Source organism: Tardiphaga sp., from assembly GCF_028290785.1.
In the GTDB taxonomy this organism is placed as follows: domain Bacteria; phylum Pseudomonadota; class Alphaproteobacteria; order Rhizobiales; family Xanthobacteraceae; genus Tardiphaga.
This window is the reverse complement of the sequence record NZ_JAQGJD010000355.1, coordinates 1-15,916: the sequence shown is the minus strand read 5'-3', so window position 1 is coordinate 15,916 and position 15,916 is coordinate 1. Positions and strand designations below refer to the sequence as shown.

Genomic DNA, 15,916 nt, shown 5'->3' with positions numbered 1-15,916 from the left:
ACCGCACCGGGGCGCTCGGCGTCGCGCTCGACGTCTATCACATCTGGTGGGATCCGGAGCTGCAGGCGCAGATCGTCCGCGCCGGGCAGGACCGGCTGCTGGCGTTCCATGTCTGCGACTGGCTGGTCCCGACCACCGACATTCTTAACGACCGCGGCATGATGGGCGACGGCGTCATCGACATCAAATCGACGCGGGCGGCAGTGGAAGCCCAGGGCTTCGCCGGCTATTCCGAAATCGAGATATTTTCCCATCACTGGTGGGATCGTCCCATGGACGACGTGCTGCGCACCTGCATCGAGCGACACAAGACGGTGGTATAAAAGCACCGTTTTTGAGATGTTGTGGCCTTCTCCGGCGATACGTTGGCATCGTCCGGGGCAAGGCAGAAGCAGCGGCGGGTAGCCCTGGCGCCAATCGGCCCCGGGACGCCAGTTACGGGTATCGCCGCGGATACGGCGGGATTACGGCATTAGATACGGGTCGATACCGTTTTCCGCCTGACGGATGTACTTCAAGAAAGCAACACCTGCGCGAATTCACGTACTGCGGCGCACCAATTTGTTGACATTTCGCGAGGTGAGTGCTTACTCACAACATGAGTACCTTGCGAATGACCCACGACCTCCGGCGGGAGCTGATTCTAGCTGCGGCGAAGCGTTGCTTCGCGCATCATGGATTCGCCGGCACCACCACCAAGAGCGTGGCCGCCGCGGCCTCCATTTCCGAAGGCCTGCTGTTCAAGCACTTCCCGACCAAATCGGCGCTATACGCGGAAATCCTCGCGGAAGAATGCGAGGCCGATCCCGGGCTGCACAAGCTGCTCGGCCTGCCGCCATCGACCGACACGCTGGTGGTTTTGATTCGCGGCATGGTCGGGCATTTTCTGGATATTCCCGGCTCGGAAGAGCAGGAAGAAGCGCAGCGAATGCGGCTGATGATCATCAGCCACCTCAATGACGGCGAGTTTGCCCGGCTGCTGTTCGAGAAGGTCGGCGCGCTGATCGGTCCGGCCTTTGCGGCCTCGCTGGAGCGCGCGGTCGCAACCGGTGACGCCCGGCCGGTCGGCCAGGCGCCGCTAACCCTGTTCTGGTTCGCCCATCACACCGCGATGATGGCGGCGCTCTCCAGGCTTCCCGCGGTTCCAACTTTGCCCTATGGAGACAACCCCGATCTCGCGCGGCAGCTTTGCGAATTCATTCTTCGCGGAATTGGCCTCACCGAAATAGCAATTGCATTGCATCTGGACCGCGAGATGCCGCTGGACCTGATGGCTGCGGCAACGACAGAAAGCGCATGACATGACCCTCACGACCGAATCGAGTACGGCGCCGCGCGCCACCGTCGAAAAGCCCCGTCAGCGGCCGGTGCGCATGGTGCGCTGGTTCATCATCGTCGGCATCCTGCTGGCGCTGCTGGTGACGGTGTTCGTTGGCTTTAATTACATCCGCGCCAACGCCATCAAGAACTTCTTCGCCACCATGAAGCCGCCGCCGAGCAACGTCACGGTCGCCGTGGCCAAGTCGGAAGTGATTCCGAACCTGCTCAGCGCTGTCGGCGATCTCGCCGCCGTGCATCAGGTCAACGTCACTTCGGACGTCAACGGCCGTATCACCGATATCATGTTCACCGCGGGCGCCACGGTAAAAGCCGGTACGCCGCTCGTGCAGTTGTTCGACGGTCCGGACCAGGGCGACCTCGCCAGCTTCAAAGCGCAGGCCACGGTGGCGCAGCTCAACCTCGACCGCGCCAAGCAACTGGCCGCGCGTCAGTTCGGACCGCAGGCAACGGTGGATACCGCGCAGGCGGCGTTTGACCAGGCGCAGGCCGGCATCTCCAAGACCGAAGCGACGATTTCGCAGAAGCTGGTGCGCGCCGCGTTCGACGGCGATCTCGGCGTTCGCCGGGTCGAAGTCGGCCAGTACCTGACCGCGGGCACCCAGATCGTGACGCTGACCGACCTGTCGGCCGTCTACGCCAACTTCACCGTGACCGAGAAGGATTCCGGCACGCTGAAAGTCGGCCAGACCGTGCGCATCACCGTGGACGCCTATCCGGGCCGCAAGTTCGAAGGCAAGCTCACCACCATCGAGCCGCAGATCGCTGCCGACACCCGCAATATCCGGGTGCAGGCCACGATCCAGAATCCGGAAAAGATTCTGAAGCCCGGCATGTTCGCCACCACCACGGTGGTCCTGCCGGACAAGCCGGCGGTGATCACCGTGCCGGAGACCGCGGTCGATTACACGCTGTACGGGGATTCGGTTTACCTGATCACCGAGAAGAAGACCGACGACGGCAAGACCGATCTCACGGCCGTACGCACCTTTGTAAAGACCGGCGACCGCATCGACGGCCGCGCGGTGATCGAGCGCGGCATCAAGGTGGGCGACCGCGTGGTCGCCGTCGGGCAGCTCAAGCTACAGTCCGGCGTTCCGGTGGTGATCTCGGCCGATCCGGGTCCGCAAATCCCGGCCAAGGCGCCGCTGAACTAACCTGGACGAGATACCGGGCTGCGTGATTTCGCAGCCCGGCTCACATTCATTTTTCGCATCCTCGCAGCCGGTCAGGCGCGGGATGCCGGTACGGAGCGGCCGCGATGTCATTCACGGATATTTTCATCAAGCGCCCGGTGCTGGCGCTGGTTGTCAGCCTGCTGATCCTGCTGATCGGCTTCAAGGCCGCAACCTCCCTGCCGATCCGTCAGTACCCGAAGCTGTCGAATACCGTGATCACCGTGACCACGGTGTATCCGGGCGCGTCGCCGGACCTGATGCAGGGCTTCATCACCACGCCGATCGAGCAGGCCGTGGCGGCCGCCGAAGGCGTCGATTACATGACGTCGGCCTCGACCCAGGGCCAGAGCCTAATCTCGGTCTACATCAAGCTCAACGTCGATCCCAACGCGGCGCTGACCGAGGTGCTGTCCAAGGTCAATTCGGTCAAGTACCTGATCCCGAAGGAAGCCAACGACCCGATCATCCTGAAATCGACCGGCTCCACCACGGCCGTGATGTATCTCGGGTTTTCCAGCGACGAGCTGTCCGGTTCGGCGATCTCCGATTACCTGACCCGCGCGGTGCAGCCGATCCTCTCGACAGTGGACGGCGTGGCGTCGGCGGAAATCCTCGGCGGCCAGACTTTTGCGATGCGGCTATGGCTCGATCCGGTGCGGATGGCGGGACGCGGCGTGTCGCCCGATGACGTGGCGGCGGCGATCCGCGGCAACAACTTTCAGTCCGCGGCCGGTCAGACCAAGGGCTACTACATCGTTTCCAACGTGACGGCGAATACCGACCTGCAAAGCGTCGAGCAGTTCAAACGCATGACGGTGAAGGCCAAGGATGGCGGCTTCGTCCGGATGCAGGACATCGCCACCGTCGAACTGGCCGCGCAGAGCACCGACGCCAGCGTCGCGTTCTCGGGCCAGCGCGCCATCTTCATCGGCGTACAGGCGACGCCGCAGGGCAACCCGCTCAACATCGTCGAGGGCGTGCGCAAGCTGTTCCCGGAACTGGAGCGCAACCTGCCGCCGTCGCTGAAGATGAAGGTGGCCTACGATTCCACCAAGTTCATCACCTCGTCGATCGACGAAGTGAAGAACACGCTGCTCGAAGCGGTAGGCATCGTCATCGTTGTGATCTTCCTGTTCCTGGCCTCGTTCCGGTCGGTGATCATCCCGGTGGTGACGATCCCGCTGTCGCTGGTCGGCGTTTGCAGCCTGATGCTGGTGATGGGCTTCAGCATCAATCTGCTGACCCTGCTGGCGATGGTGCTGGCGATCGGCCTGGTGGTCGATGACGCCATCGTGGTGGTGGAAAACATCCACCGCCATCTCGAGGAGGGCAAGTCGCCGGTGCAGGCGTCGCTGGAAGGCGCGCGCGAAATCATCGGCCCCGTCATCTCGATGACCATCACGCTGGCGGCGGTCTATGCGCCGATCGGCTTTCTTGGCGGCCTCACCGGCGCGCTGTTCCGGGAGTTTGCCTTCACGCTTGCCGGCTCGGTGATCGTGTCGGGTGTCATCGCGCTGACACTGTCGCCAATGATGTGCTCCGTGCTGTTGAAGCAGGAGGAGCAGGGCTGGTTCGGGAAGAAGGTCGACAAGGTGTTCGGCGCGACGACGCGCTGGTACGGGCGCCAGCTCGACCGTTCGCTCGACTACCGTCCGATCACCGCTTTGTTCGCGGTGGTGATCCTCGGCCTCGTCGTGTTCCTGTACCAGAACACGTCGAAGGAACTGGCGCCGGAGGAGGATCAGGGCATCCTGTTCGCCGTGGTGAAGGCGCCGAAATATGCCAACCTCGACTATGCCGATTTCTACGGCGACCGCATGGACAAGGTTTTCGAGAAATTCCCGGAAACCGACCTGCGCTTCATCATCAACGGCACCAACGGTCCCAGCAACGGCATCGCTGGCATGCTCTTGAAGCCGTGGGACGAGCGCACGCGGTCCTCCACCAAGCTGAAGCCGCTGGTGCAGGCGGAGCTGAGCAAGATCGAGGGCGTCAACGCCTTCGCCTTCAACCTGCCGGCACTGCCGGGCGGCCCCGGCGGCCTGCCGATCCAGATGGTGATCAACTCCACCAACGGCTTCCAGTCGGTCTATGAGGAGATGGTCAAGCTGAAGGATGCCGCGCGCAAGAGCGGGCTGTTCATCGTCGCCGACAGCGATCTCGATTACAACCAGCCGGTGGTGCGGGTGAAGATCGACCGCAACAAGGCCAACGACCTCGGCATCACCATGGCGAGCATCGGCGGCACGCTGTCGACGCTGCTCGGCGGCAACTACACCAACCGCTTCAACCTCGAGGGCCGCTCCTACCAGGTGATCCCGCAGGTGCCGCGCGCGATGCGCATCTCGCAGGAGTCGCTGGACAATTATTACGTGCCAAGCATCAACGGCCAGCAAGTGCCGCTGTCCACGCTGGTGACGGTGGAGACCGGTACCAACCCCAACGCGCTGTCGCACTACAACCAGTTGAACTCATCGACCTTCCAGGCGGTGCCGATGCCCGGCGTCACTGTCGGCCAGGCCGTGGAATTCCTCGAAGGCGCGGCCAAGTCGCTGCCCTCCGGCTTCAACCACGACTACCTCGCGGATTCCCGCCAGTATGTGCAGGAAGGCAACCAGCTCGCGGTCGCCTTCGGCTTCGCGCTGATCATCATCTTCCTGGTGCTCGCCGCGCAGTTCGAAAGCCTGCGCGATCCCCTCGTCATCATGATCTCGGTGCCGATGGCGATTTCGGGTGCGCTGATCCCGCTGTTCTTCGGGCTTGCGACCATCAACATCTACACCCAGGTCGGCCTGCTGACGCTGGTCGGGCTGATTTCCAAGCACGGCATCCTGATGGTGGAGTTCGCCAACGAACTGCAGCTCAAGGAAGGGCTCGACAAGCGCTCGGCCATCGAGATGGCGGCCCGTGTGCGTCTGCGCCCGATCCTGATGACGACGGCAGCGATGGTCACGGGCCTGTTGCCGCTGCTCACCGCGGCGGGCGCGGGTGCTGCGAGCCGGTTCTCGATCGGCCTCGTGGTGGTGTCCGGCATGTCGATCGGCACGCTGTTCACGCTGTTCGTGCTGCCCGCGGTCTATGTGGCGATCGCCACCGATCACCGCGCCGGCAAGGAAACCAAGCGCGCCAAGCAGATCGAGGAATTCGACCTGCAGCAGGCCTCGCCGTCGCTGCGTCCGACCTGAGCTTGCCGGGCAGAAGCGTTTGAGGTTTGATGGCGGATCGACTGGCTCGATCCGCCATTTCTCTTTGTGCTGCTCCCCGCAGCCCCGACAGGACTTTCTCATGACGCGTGACTTCGTTGCCGGCAACTATCGCTATATCTCCGCGGGGTTTCAATTTTCCACCGGCGTGGCCGCCGATCCGGATTTCGAGATCGAGCGCGTGCGGTTCGACGCTGTGCTGCCGCTGGCCGACGGATTTTCGCGCATCGCCGATTACATTCTCGCCGCGGGCCGACCGCTGACGTCGCTCTGCGCCTGCGAACTGCGCTCTCCGGCCGCGTTCGACGATGCCGGCTTCCGCGCCTTCAACCAGCATTATGTCAAGACGCTGGTCGAATGGGGGATCTACGACGGCACCAGCGACAACAATCCCGTGGCGCGCAGCAACGTATGTCCGGAGATCGATCCGCCTTCCGAGCCGTCGTTCTACGCATTCTCCTTTACCCGTCCACTGGTCGGAGCCAAGCCTACCTGCGTGATCGCCGGCAGCGGCGAGTCCCGCGGCGGCGCGGGCAGCTACGCCGAGCGTCTGGTGCGCTACCGCGACCTCAGCCCGGAAGGTTTCAAGGAGAAGGTCGAGTTCGTCGCCGGCGAGATCGAGCAACGCCTTACGGCGCTCGGCTTCACCTGGGCCGATATCACCGCCACGCAGGTCTACACGGTGCACGATTTCCATCCCACGATCGATACGCTCCTGCGCAGCGGCGCGGCCCGTGCCGGCCTGTCCTGGCACTATGCCCGCCCGCCAGTGGTGGATATGGAATTCGAGATGGATACACGGCGGGTGATGCGCGAGATGGTGATTTAGACCGTTTGTGACTTGCCCCGGACGCGATGCAATACGCAGTATTGCTTCGCAGAGCCGGGGCCGTACCAAACGCCGGCGCTTTGGGCGGTCCCGGCTCTAGGGAGCAGCGCTACGCGCCGCACGGCGTCCGGGACAAGTAACTGAACTACGCCGCCCTTGCCGCCTTGCCCAAATGCTCCGCCACGATGCGCAGGTCCTCGACGAAGTGCGCATATTCTCGCGCCCGCGCGTCTTCGTCCGGCAGCCGCAGCAGATAGGACGGGTGCACCGTCACCAGCACCCGGGTGGCGTCGTCGAGTTCGATGACGCGGCCGCGGGTCTTGTTGATCGGCGTGGCCCGGCCCAGCACGCTGTGCGCCGCGGTGGCGCCCATCGCGACGACCAGTTCCGGCTTCACCGCCGCCTTTTCGCGCTCGTACCATGGCCGGCACGCCTTGAGCTCCGCGCCGTTGGGCTTCTGGTGCAGGCGAAACTTGCCGCGCGGCACGAATTTGAAATGCTTCACCGCATTGGTGACATAGACCCTGTCGCGATCGATCCCGGCTTCCTTCAGCGCCCGATCCAGCATCTGCCCAGCCGGCCCGACGAACGGTTGCCCGGCGAGGTCTTCCTTGTCGCCGGGCTGTTCGCCGACCATCATCACCGAGGCGTGTGGCGGGCCTTCGCCGAACACGGTCTGCGTGGCGTCCTTCCACAGATCGCAGGCGCGGCAATGGCTGGCTTCGTCGCGCAGCGCGTCGAGGCTGTCGCTGTTCGTATGGGCTGTTTTGGTCATCGGCGCCTCCCGGCGTTGCAGCTTCTTCGGTTCAGTGGCTTCTGCCGCGATCATTTCGCCGCTCAGCCGTTCGGCCTCCGCGATCAGCGGCCTGATCAGTGCCGCTTCCGGCAGGTTCTTCCAGTATTTCTTCGGCATCTCGGACTGCATCGCCTTGGTCTTCAGCCGCGCCGGATTGAAGATGCTGGCGTAGTAGGTCAGCCAGGTCTCTTCCAAACGGTCCTGCGTCGGTGCGTCCGACTTCGGCACGCCCGGCGTGATCGACACCGCGTGGCCGTCCCAGTGCGCGCAGACGTCCGGCGTCAGGATCGACCACGCCATGTCGGCAAAGCGGCGCGCGAAGAACGGCGCGGTGGCCGCGACGATGTGGTGCTCGGGCTCGAACCAGGCGACGAAGCGCGATTTCGGTTCGCGGCCGATCTCGCGGAAGCGAACGAAGGCTTTCATCTTGTGCTGGTCGCGATGCACAGCCTTGTTCAGCGCCTGCAATTTGGCGACGTCAGGATCGGTGGCGATCTGCAGCAGGTCGTGATTGCCACGCAGCCGCCATAGCACGCGGTAGAGCAGGGCGAAGCGCTCGGGATCGCTGTGCAGGATAGCGGACCTGGCGAGGTCGACGAATTTGGCGGAAACGCTGAACGTACCTTCGGGCGTTTCGAGCGGCGGTGTGCCGTTCGGCGCGAACAGTTCGGGCTCGTCTGAAGGCACGGACCAGGTGACATTGGCCGGCGCGACGTTATTCAGCGCCAGGGTCCGCGCGGCTTTTCGCCAGCCGTCGAAGTCGGTCTCGTTCTCCAGCGCGATGAAATGCATTGCTACTCCGTCCTCTCAGCCGTCATTGCGAGGATCCCTTGCGACGAAGCAATCCAGTTCTTCCCGCGCGCGGCTTCTGGATTGCCGCGTCGCTTCGCTCCTCGCAATGACGGCTGAGGGGTCGTCGCTTCTTCACTAAAATCCAAATCCCAATTGCATTGCCTTCGGCTTGAACCGCGCCGCCAGATGTGCGCCGTCGAGCAGATGCGTCGCCGGCCGGTGATCGGGGAGAACGATGAAAGGCAGCGCCTTGTTCCTGATAATGTGCAGCCGCGCGAGGTCGCCGACCCGGATCGAACTGATGCGGCGGGTCGCGATGATGCGGTCCACCGCCTTGGCGCCGAAGCCGGGCACCCGCAACAGGTCCTCGCGGCTGGCGCGGTTGACATCGAGCGGGAAGCGCTCGCGGTTCCGTAGCGCCCAGGCCAGCTTCGGATCCATGTCGAGCGACAGCATGCCGTCCTCGGCGCTGACGATCTCGTCGCTGGCAAAGCCGTAGAACCGCATCAGCCAGTCGGCCTGGTACAGCCGGTGCTCTCGGATCAGCGGCGGCGCGCGTAGCGGCAATGCGCGGCTGGCATCGGGGATCGGACTGAAGGCGGAGTAGTACACCCGCTTCAATTTGTAGGAGCCGTACAGATTGGCCGAGGTCGAGATGATGGTCCGATCCGTCGCGGCGTCGGCGCCGATGATCATCTGCGTGCTCTGGCCGGCCGGCGCGAAGCGCGGCCCGACGTTGCCGCGCGGCGTCACCTTGCGGCCCTCGCGGGCTTCGTCGAGCTTGAGCCGCAGCCGCCCCATGGTGCGGCGGATGGCACGGACGTCCTTCTCCGGCGCCAGTCTGGCCATGCTGGCTTCCTCGGGCACTTCGATGTTGATGCTGAGGCGATCGGCATATTGGCCGGCCGCCGTGATTAGCGCCTCGTCAGCCTCCGGGATGGTCTTGAGGTGGATGTAGCCCTTGAAGTGATGCTCCTCGCGCAGCTTTCGCGCCACGGCCACCACCTGCTCCATGGTGTAGTCGGCGCTCTTGATGATGCCGGAAGACAGGAACAACCCCTCGATGTAATTGCGGCGATAGAAATCGAGCGTCAGGGTGACGACTTCATCGACGGTGAAGCGGGCGCGCGGCACGTTGCTGGAGGCGCGGTTGACGCAATACAGGCAATCGTAGTTGCAGGCATTGGTGAGCAGGATTTTCAGCAGCGAGATGCAGCGGCCGTCCGGGGCATAAGAGTGGCATATCCCCATACCGGCATCCGTCGAGCCGATCCCCTTGCCGTCGCGGGAGTCCTTTTTCTCGCTGCCGCTGGAGGCGCAGGACGCGTCGTATTTCGCGGCATCCGCCAGGATCGCTAGCTTGCGTTGCACATCCATTTCAAAAATCCCTTTGATTCAATTGACCTAAAAAGTGAGAGGGGCGGCCCGCCTGAATCCCGGTTGACTCTGCGGACCCTCTTAGCTTTATATTAGAACATACCATGAACAATTGAGCCAATCATTGGTTCTCTTCAAACCCGTGAATGGCCAACATCTTTTCAGAGGAGCGGCGCATGAGCGGCGCGCGCACGAACACGCTCGCGCATCTGCGCGGCAGCATCGAACGCATCGAGACCCATGCGGATACCTACGCGCCCGATCGCGCGCCGCTCGGCCATGCCGAGGCCGATGCGGCGCTGCACGGCGGGCTGGCGCATGGCGCGGTGCATGAGGTGTTTTGCGAGGGCCGGCAAAGCGCCGCGGCGACCGGCTTCATTGCCGGGCTGGCGCGACGCGTAGGTGCGCAGCGGCCGTTGCTGTGGGTGCGGCAGGATTTTGCCGAACGCGAAACCGGCGCGCTGTCGATGAGCGGTTGCCAGGAGCTCGGCCTCGATCCGCGGCAATTGGTGACGGTGCGCGCGCCCGATGTGGAGACGGCTTTGCGCACCGCCGCCGACGCGCTGGCCTGCGATGCACTCGGCGCCGTGGTGCTGGAGACCTGGGGCGAGAGCAAGCAGTTCGATCTGGTGGCCAGCCGCAAGCTGACATTGGTGGCGCGCGGATCCGGCGTCACCGCGCTGCTGCTGCGCGTCGCGGCGGTGCCGACCGCCTCGACCGCGGAGACGCGCTGGATCGTGCGCGCCGCGCATTCGCCGCCCGGCATGCCGTGGGGTGTGTGGGGCGCGCCGATACTGGACGCGCAACTGGTTCGCAATCGTCATGGCCCGAACGGCCACTGGATCATGGAATGGAAGTGTGATGAGTGCCTTTTCCGTGAAGCGCCGCATTCTCAGCCTGTGGCTGCCGCGGCTGCCGACCGACCGGCTGCAGCGCCAGCAAGCGCGCAGCGGCGAGCCGGCTAATCCCAACCCGTGCGTCGTCGTGGCGAAACACAGCAACGCGCTGCAGATTGCCGCGCTGGATGACGCCGCCGCCAGGATCGGCCTCGAGGTCGGCCTGTCGCTGGCTAATGCCCGTGCCGTCTGCCCGGACGTGCAGGTGTTCGACGCCGATCCCGTCGCCGACGCGCAGTTGTTGAATCACATCGCCGACTGGTGCGACCGCTTTACCCCGCTGGTGGCGCTCGACGGGCCGCAGGCGCTGTTTCTCGATATCACCGGCTGCGCGCATCTGTTCGGCGGCGAGGCCGCCTTGCTGCAGATGCTGTGCCGCGCGCTGATGGCACAAGGCTTTGTGGTCAGTGCCGCGATTGCCGGCACTTCGGTCTGCGCCCGCACGCTCGGCCGCTATGGCCATGGCCGCATTGTTGCCGATGGCGAGGAGGCCAAAGCGGTCAAGCCCCTGCCGGTGTTCACACTCGGCGCCGACGAAGCCATCGCGCGCGGGCTGCGTCGCGCCGGTCTCACGACGATCGGTGACGTCGCCGCGCGCGGCCGTCACGAGATTGCCGCGCGGTTCGGCGCCGGCTTCACCGCGCTCTTGGAGCAGGCGCTGGGGCAGTCCGATGCGCCGATATCCCCGCGAAAACCGCTGCCCGATTACATCGTCGAGAAACGCTTTCCCGAGCCGATCGCCACCGACGGCGTGATTGCGGCGACCCTGTCCAGCCTCGCCCGGATGCTGATCGACGCCATGGAAAAGCAGGGCAAGGGCGCGCGAAGGTTGGAGGCCAGCTTCTTTCGCACCGACGGCGCGGTGCGCAGCATCGCGGTGGAGACCGGCCAGGCCGTCACCAAGGTCGCGGTGATCGAGCGGCTGTTCCGCGAGCGTATCGATGCCATCGCCGATCCGCTCGATCCCGGTTTCGGCTTCGATCTCATTCGCCTGTCCGCGGGCCGCACCGAGATCGTGGTGCAGCAGCAGCGCGATCTCGATGCCAACGTCCACGACAACGACGAGCTGGCCGCGCTGGTCGACCGCATCGCCGCGCGGATCGGCCCGCGCCGCGTCGTCGTGCACCTGCCGGTCGATACTCATATTCCGGAGCGCGCATCCTGGGCGGCGCCGGCGCAGCATCATCTCGCCGTAGCCTCGCAGGCGGTGTGGCCGGCGCGCGCCGAGGACGAACCGCCGCTGCGACCGCTGCGGCTGTTCGAACATCCGGAGCCGATCAAGGTGATCGCCGGCGTGCCCGATGGCCCGCCTGCGCAATTCCGCTGGCGCCGTGCGACCCACGCGGTGGTGCGCGCCGAAGGCCCCGAACGCGTGGCGATGGAATGGTGGCGTTCGACCGGCGAGATGCTGACGCGGGATTACTTTCGCGTCGAGGACGAGGCGGGTTTGCGGTTCTGGCTGTACCGCGACGGGCTCTATGGCCGCGAGAAAGTGTCGGAAGAGGGCATGCCGGTATCGCCCGAATGGTTCATGCACGGACTGTTCGCGTGACCGCAACCATGCCGGATTATGCCGAGATCGGCATCACCACGAATTTCTCTTTCCTGCGTGGCGGCTCGCACCCCGGGGATTACGTGCATCAGGCCAGCGAACTGCAGATTCCTGTGATCGGCCTCGCCGATCACAACACGCTGGCCGGTGTGGTGCGCGCCTACAAGGAACTGGAGAACGAAGATCTCACCCACTGTCCGCGGCTGCTGATCGGCGCGCGCCTCATCTTCTCGGACGCTACGCCGGATATTCTCGTCTACCCACGGGACCGCGACGCCTATGGTCGATTGTGCCAGTTGCTGACAAGGGGCAAGCGCATCGCCGAAAAAGGCGAATGTCATCTGACGCTAGGAGACCTGCTGGATTTTTCCGAAGGCCAGTTGCTCATCCTCACGCTGCCACATCGTTTCGAGACCGCCATTGCGCTCAAGGTGCTGGACGCCTTGCAACGCAGCCGCGCCGACGGCGTCTGGCTGGCGGCGAGCATCCTGTATCGCGGCGACGACCGGCGCCGGCTGGCGCGGCTGCAACGCGTCGCCGCCACGGCCCGGGTGCCGCTGCTGGCGACCAACGAAGTGCTGTACCATCATCCCGATCGCCGCCCACTGCAGGACGTGCTGAGCTGCATTCGCGAGAAAGCAACGATCGAAACCGTCGGCACCAGATTGCAGGCTAATGCCGAGCGCTTCCTGAAGCCGGCGTCGGAAATGGCGCGCCTGTTTCGCGAGGCACCCGAATCCATTGCAGAGACCATGCGCTTTGCCAGGCGCATCACCTTCTCGCTCGACCAGTTGAAATACCACTATCCCGATGAACCGGTGCCGAAGGGCAAGACGGCGCAGCAGCACCTGACCGATCTGACCTGGGAGGGCATGGATAGATACTTTCCCGGCGTCATCGACGCGAAGCTGGAAAACACGCTGCGCAAGGAACTGGCGCTGATCGAGAAGCTGGACTACGCGCATTACTTCCTGACGGTACATGACATCGTGCAGTACGCCCGCAGCCAGAATATTTTGTGTCAGGGCCGCGGCTCTGCAGCGAATTCGGCAGTCTGCTTCATGCTCGGCATCACTTCGGTGAATCCCTCCAAGGTCGATCTGTTGTTCGAGCGCTTCATTTCCGAGGAGCGTCTGGAGCCGCCGGACATCGATGTCGATTTCGAGCACATCCGGCGCGAGGAGGTGATGCAATATGTCTATCGCCGCTATGGCCGTCATCGGGCTGCGATCATCGCCACAGTCATTCATTACCGGCCGCGCTCGGCGATCCGCGATGTCGGCAAGGCGCTCGGCCTGACCGAGGATGTCACCGCGGCACTGGCCGATACCGTGTGGGGCAGTTGGGGCAGCGGCCTTAACGAGATGCAGGTGAAACAGGCCGGGCTCGATCCCGCTAACCCGCTAATCGGCCGCGCCATCGAACTGGCCACCGAACTGATCGAATTTCCCCGGCACTTGTCGCAACATGTCGGCGGCTACGTGCTGACGCAGGACCGGCTTGATACTTACGTCCCGATCGGCAATGCCGCGATGGACGACCGCACCTTCATCGAGTGGGACAAGGATGACGTCGACACCATGAAGATGATGAAGGTCGATATTCTGGCGCTGGGCATGCTGACCTGCATTCGAAAATGTTTTGATTTGATCCATCAGCACAAGGGCGAGCGCTGGGAACTGGCGACCATCCCGCAGGACAAGAAGCCGGTCTACGACATGCTGTGCCGCGGTGAATCCCTCGGCGTGTTTCAGGTCGAGAGCCGCGCGCAGATGAACATGCTGCCGCGGCTGAAGCCGCAGGAATTCTACGATCTCGTCATTGAAGTCGCCATCGTTCGTCCCGGTCCCATTCAGGGCGACATGGTGCACCCTTATCTCGCGCGTCGCAAAATGAAGCCGGAGGATATCGTCTACCCCTATCCAAAAGGTGGTGATGAAAACGAGCTAAAGGACATTTTGAAAACAACCCGTGGGGTTCCCCTGTTTCAGGAGCAGGCGATGCGCATCGCCATGACGGCCGCGCAATTCACATCGCAGGAGGTCAATGGTCTGCGTCGCGCGATGGCCACTTTCCGCAACGTCGGCACCATGCAGAATTTCGAAGCCAAGATGGTCGGTAACATGATCGATCGCGGTTATGACCCTGCCTTCGCGACAAGCTGCTTCGACCAGATCAAGGGCTTCGGTAGCTACGGTTTCCCGGAGAGCCATGCCGCGAGCTTCGCTCAGTTGGTCTACGTCTCGTCATGGCTGAAGCACTATCATCCCGACGTGTTCTGCTGCGGGTTGCTGAACTCGCAACCGATGGGGTTTTACGCGCCGTCGCAGATCGTGCGCGACGCACATGAAAACAAAGTTGAAATCAGAGACATCGATATCTCCCACAGCCATGGCCAGAATACGCTGGAGAAAACCAGCGGCGCCTATCACGCCGTGCGGCTCGGTTTCCGCCAGATCGACGGTTTCAAGTGGGCGGATCCCGACGAGGCGCGGGTGCGGGCTGAGGCCGGCAAGCCTGCGGCCGAAGACTGGGCCGAACGCATCGTCAACGCCCGTGCGCGCCGCGGTTTCAACTCGCTGGAGGATTTTGCCCGCGATACGGCGCTGCCGAAGCGGGCGCTGATCCTGCTCGCGGATGCCGATGCATTCCGCTCCATAGGGCTCGACCGCCGCGCCGCGCTCTGGGCGGTCAGGCGGCTGCCCGATGACGTGGCGCTGCCTTTGTTCGAGATTGCCCATGCGCGCGAGCAGCCGGACGAAAACGCAAAGCCGTTGCCGCAGATGCCGCGCTCCGAGCAGGTCGTGGCCGACTATCAGACCATCCGGCTGTCGCTCAAGGGCCATCCGATGGAATTCCTGCGGTCGATGCTTAACGCAGAAAAGGTCGTGACCTGCGCCTCGATTGCCCATGCCAACGACAAGCGGCGGGTGCGCTGCGCCGGCGTGGTGCTGGTGCGGCAACGGCCGGGCAGTGCCAATGGCGTGGTGTTCATGACGCTGGAGGACGAGACCGGCATTGCCAATGTCGTGGTGTGGCCGGCGATCATGGAGCAGTTCCGCAAGGAGGTGATGGGCGCGCGGCTGATCATGGTCGAGGGACGTATCCAGAGCAGTCCGGAAAAGGTGGTGCACCTCGTCGCCGAACGGCTGTTCGATCGTTCGGAGGATTTGAAGCAGTTGAGCAACGAAGCGCTGGGCCGGAATTCATCCTTGTCGACCGGACCGCCCGCCGAACCGCTCAACGACGACCGCCGCGAGCACCCCGACAACCCCGCGCAAAAAATCCGCCATCCGCGCGACGTCCGGATCCTGCCGCGCTCGCGGGATTTTCATTAGAGTTCTTTCACCTCTCCCCGCTTGCGGGGAGAGGTGAAGTCCGCACCCTCAAAAATCCAGCGGCCGGTTGTCGACGACTTCCTTCATCACGAAAAACGTCCGGGTCTGGCGCACCCCCGGCAAGCCGATCAACTGCTCGCCGTGCAGCCGGTTGAAATCGGCAATGTCGCGCGCCCGGATTTTGAGGAAGAAATCGAAGTCGCCCGCCACCAGATGGCAGTCGAGCACGAAAGGCAGCTTCGCAATCGCCGCTTCGAAGGCGCCGAAGCTTTCCCGGGTGGATCGATCCAGCACCACGCCGACGATCACCAGCGCCCCGCGGCTCACCTTCTCAGGCGCAATCTCGGCCCGGACCGAGCGGATGAAGCCGTTGTCGAACAGCCGTTGCGTGCGGCGATGGCACGTCGCCGGGCTGATGCTGGCCGATTTGGCCAACTCGGCATTGGTCAGCCGGCCGTCGCGCTGCAGGCGATGCAGGATCTTGCGGTCGATCCGGTCGAGCGAAACTTCAATGGAAGAATCTTTCATGTAAATCCAATAATTGGAAGATATAATGTATTTTTGTTCCGAAGCCGATTCATGATGCAAGCGCATGCGGTTACTTAGAGAGCACCTTC

Annotated in this window: 11 protein-coding genes; 8 read left to right on the top strand and 3 right to left on the bottom strand. The window is 63.7% G+C overall.

Annotation, left to right across the window (positions count from 1 at the left end; genetic code table 11):
* The 5 genes from JWR89_RS22905 to JWR89_RS22885 all read left to right on the top strand — a co-directional run.
* Positions 1-323, top strand: a 323-nt coding sequence (locus JWR89_RS22905; RefSeq protein WP_299720412.1) for a sugar phosphate isomerase/epimerase, incomplete at its 5' end; no start/stop codon positions are given.
* Between the two features lie 275 nt (positions 324-598).
* Complete coding sequence (locus JWR89_RS22900; RefSeq protein WP_299720411.1) at positions 599-1,300, top strand: TetR/AcrR family transcriptional regulator; 702 nt, start codon at positions 599-601, stop codon at positions 1,298-1,300.
* A 1-nt stretch (position 1,301) separates the two neighbouring features.
* The gene (locus JWR89_RS22895) at positions 1,302-2,495 is read left to right on the top strand and encodes an efflux RND transporter periplasmic adaptor subunit (protein ID WP_299720410.1); all 1,194 of its coding nucleotides are present in this window, start codon (positions 1,302-1,304) and stop codon (positions 2,493-2,495) included.
* Between the two features lie 104 nt (positions 2,496-2,599).
* Complete coding sequence (locus JWR89_RS22890) at positions 2,600-5,701, top strand: MexW/MexI family multidrug efflux RND transporter permease subunit (protein ID WP_299720409.1); 3,102 nt, start codon at positions 2,600-2,602, stop codon at positions 5,699-5,701.
* A 100-nt stretch (positions 5,702-5,801) separates the two neighbouring features.
* Positions 5,802-6,548 (top strand): hypothetical protein, encoded by a 747-nt coding sequence (locus tag JWR89_RS22885; protein WP_299720408.1) that lies wholly within the window; start codon positions 5,802-5,804, stop codon positions 6,546-6,548.
* A 145-nt stretch (positions 6,549-6,693) separates the two neighbouring features.
* Here the strand turns inward: JWR89_RS22885 and JWR89_RS22880 are convergent, their stop codons facing one another.
* On the bottom strand, positions 6,694-8,136 hold the full coding sequence (locus JWR89_RS22880; RefSeq protein WP_299720407.1) for a UdgX family uracil-DNA binding protein: 1,443 nt from the start codon (positions 8,134-8,136) through the stop codon (positions 6,694-6,696).
* Between the two features lie 135 nt (positions 8,137-8,271).
* Positions 8,272-9,513 carry a putative DNA modification/repair radical SAM protein gene (locus tag JWR89_RS22875; RefSeq protein WP_299720406.1) on the bottom strand — a complete coding sequence of 414 codons (1,242 nt, stop codon included), beginning with the start codon at positions 9,511-9,513 and terminating at the stop codon, positions 8,272-8,274.
* Positions 9,514-9,689: 176 nt separating this feature from the next.
* Here JWR89_RS22875 and JWR89_RS22870 point away from each other — a divergent pair, with 176 nt between their 5' ends.
* Genes JWR89_RS22870 through JWR89_RS22860 form a run of 3 tightly spaced genes read left to right on the top strand, consistent with a single transcriptional unit; the run spans position 9,690 to position 15,299 of the window.
* A complete protein-coding gene (locus JWR89_RS22870; RefSeq protein WP_299720404.1) occupies positions 9,690-10,478 on the top strand; it encodes a DNA repair protein in 789 nt (262 codons plus the stop codon).
* On the top strand, positions 10,375-11,961 hold the full coding sequence (locus JWR89_RS22865; protein WP_299720402.1) for a DNA polymerase Y family protein: 1,587 nt from the start codon (positions 10,375-10,377) through the stop codon (positions 11,959-11,961). Before JWR89_RS22870 ends, JWR89_RS22865 begins: the two co-directional genes overlap by 104 nt.
* A gap of 8 nt (positions 11,962-11,969) precedes the next feature.
* On the top strand, positions 11,970-15,299 hold the full coding sequence (locus JWR89_RS22860) for an error-prone DNA polymerase (RefSeq protein WP_299720414.1): 3,330 nt from the start codon (positions 11,970-11,972) through the stop codon (positions 15,297-15,299).
* Positions 15,300-15,347: 48 nt separating this feature from the next.
* On the opposite strand, the gene JWR89_RS22855 is transcribed toward JWR89_RS22860, so the two are convergent.
* Complete coding sequence (locus tag JWR89_RS22855; protein WP_299720401.1) at positions 15,348-15,827, bottom strand: Lrp/AsnC ligand binding domain-containing protein; 480 nt, start codon at positions 15,825-15,827, stop codon at positions 15,348-15,350.
* Positions 15,828-15,916: the final 89 nt, after the last annotated feature.

Bases quoted from the DNA above. Each gene is read 5' to 3' on its own strand.
- JWR89_RS22895 (WP_299720410.1), top strand. From the start codon at position 1,302: ATGACCCTCACGACCGAATCGAGTACGGCGCCGCGCGCCACCGTCGAA.
- JWR89_RS22865 (WP_299720402.1), top strand. From the start codon at position 10,375: ATGAGTGCCTTTTCCGTGAAGCGCCGCATTCTCAGCCTGTGGCTGCCG.
- JWR89_RS22855 (WP_299720401.1), bottom strand. From the start codon at position 15,827: ATGAAAGATTCTTCCATTGAAGTTTCGCTCGACCGGATCGACCGCAAG.
- JWR89_RS22890 (WP_299720409.1), top strand. From the start codon at position 2,600: ATGTCATTCACGGATATTTTCATCAAGCGCCCGGTGCTGGCGCTGGTT.
- JWR89_RS22870 (WP_299720404.1), top strand. From the start codon at position 9,690: ATGAGCGGCGCGCGCACGAACACGCTCGCGCATCTGCGCGGCAGCATC.
- JWR89_RS22875 (WP_299720406.1), bottom strand. From the start codon at position 9,513: ATGGATGTGCAACGCAAGCTAGCGATCCTGGCGGATGCCGCGAAATAC.
- JWR89_RS22885 (WP_299720408.1), top strand. From the start codon at position 5,802: ATGACGCGTGACTTCGTTGCCGGCAACTATCGCTATATCTCCGCGGGG.
- JWR89_RS22900 (WP_299720411.1), top strand. From the start codon at position 599: ATGAGTACCTTGCGAATGACCCACGACCTCCGGCGGGAGCTGATTCTA.
- JWR89_RS22880 (WP_299720407.1), bottom strand. From the start codon at position 8,136: ATGCATTTCATCGCGCTGGAGAACGAGACCGACTTCGACGGCTGGCGA.
- JWR89_RS22860 (WP_299720414.1), top strand. From the start codon at position 11,970: ATGCCGGATTATGCCGAGATCGGCATCACCACGAATTTCTCTTTCCTG.